Source organism: Moorena sp. (assembly GCF_982860115.1).
Map to the genome: position 1 here is coordinate 1 of NZ_CEYLVT010000462.1, position 1,512 is coordinate 1,512.

General features: G+C 39.8%; 2 protein-coding genes. One reads left to right on the forward strand and one right to left on the reverse strand.

All coding sequences use genetic code 11. The features are described 5' to 3' along the window. Positions 1-28 precede the first annotated feature (28 nt). Positions 29-1,243 (reverse strand): RNA-guided endonuclease InsQ/TnpB family protein, encoded by a 1,215-nt coding sequence (locus tag AC4II3_RS32680; RefSeq protein WP_488016467.1) that lies wholly within the window; start codon positions 1,241-1,243, stop codon positions 29-31. A 67-nt stretch (positions 1,244-1,310) separates the two neighbouring features. Here AC4II3_RS32680 and AC4II3_RS32685 point away from each other — a divergent pair, with 67 nt between their 5' ends. Further along, the gene (locus AC4II3_RS32685) at positions 1,311-1,454 is read left to right on the forward strand and encodes a plasmid mobilization protein (protein WP_075898961.1); all 144 of its coding nucleotides are present in this window, start codon (positions 1,311-1,313) and stop codon (positions 1,452-1,454) included. Positions 1,455-1,512: the final 58 nt, after the last annotated feature.

The following is a 1,512-nucleotide window of genomic DNA, read 5'->3' on the forward strand; positions in this document are numbered from 1 at the left end:
GTGACATACTCCCACACTGAATCGTAGATTACAGTGTGGGCTTCTTACCAACTCCACCTATTGGTTCGGATACTCGGTAAGCTTTATTTCCGACGGGATGCCCCACCGCCAACTTCAATATATTTTTTGCCGCATTTACATCACGATCCTCTCTATAACCACAGGAAGGACAAGAATGAATGCGGTCTTTTAACTTTTTTGGAACCTTTGTCCCGCAATTAGAACAGTTTTGGCTAGTATTTCGGGGATTCACTGCTACCGTAATCAAACCAGCATTTTCGGCTTTGTTTGACAAAATAGACAGAAATTGACCCCATCCAGCATCTAATATAGATTTAGCCAGTCTAGTCTTAGCTAAACCTTTAATGTTTAATTTCTCGTGGGCAACTAGATCGTAACTATCTAGCAATCCCTTTGCGGTTTTAAAGTGAAAGTCTTTTCGAGTGTCAGCAACCTTTTTGTGAGCCTTCCCTAATTTAGTGACAGCTTTCCTTCTATTGTTACTCCCCTTCTTGGATCTGCTGACAGCTTTCTGGATTTTATTTAGTCGTTTCTGAGCCTTTCGATAATACTGAGGAATTGGTACCTCTGAACCATCAGACTTAATCAGAAAAGACTTGAGACCCATGTCTATCCCAATAGGATTTTTAACGCTATCTACTGGGATAACATCCGGCACAGTATCATCTTGGATTGACAGCGTAACATAATAGCCATCAGCCTTTCGAGTTATAGTGGCCGTCTTAATCTTAAAACCTTCTGGGATAGGTCTATGGTAAATCATTTTAACTTTTCCAAATTTTGGGAGAGTTAGAATGTTGCCATTTATTGGGTTTTTTGATAGAGAGGGAAAAGTAAATGACTTATATCTATTTTTCCCTTTAAAGCGAGGTCTCCCGCTCTTTTTCCCATTGCTATCCCCTTTGAGAAACCGTTTAAAAGCTAGATCGACTCTTTTGACACAGTCTTGGAGGACTTGGGATTGAACTACACTGTACCAAGGTCTGTCCTTCTTTAGCTGGGGGAGAGTCTTTTTTTGAGAGAAATAGTCTGGATTATTCCTTAAATCTGGTAGATGGCAAACAAGAGGACAAGAGTTAATAGAACAGCGATTTTGTTCGTACCAGTTGAATCTATCAGCCAATAGATAGTTGTATTGGTGCCGCAGCATATCAAGCCATCTTTCTATTTCAGCTTCCTGTGACTTGGTTAGTCTTAACCGATACTGATACGCTGATATCATTGTTGCTATCCCTTATTTTTCGACCTATTATTAGTATAGTAACTGTATTTACAAGTGTCAAAGCAAAATTAAAGATAAAAACTTAATGATTAGATTGACTAGTTTTGAGAAAAAACAACTCAAGCAAGAAGCTGACCGGAGAGGAATGACTTGTTCCGAATTGCTTAGAAGCTTAATAGCTCGCTTCCCTATACCGAAAGACTCTGTGTAAAATTCATCCCACGCCGACTTTCAGTTCGGACGTGGGGCTTCTTTTACCGGACAGCTAA

What these genes read in the sequence shown, in the direction of transcription:
- AC4II3_RS32680 (WP_488016467.1), bottom strand. Translation starts at nt 1,243, where the DNA reads ATGATATCAGCGTATCAGTATCGGTTAAGACTAACCAAGTCACAGGAA.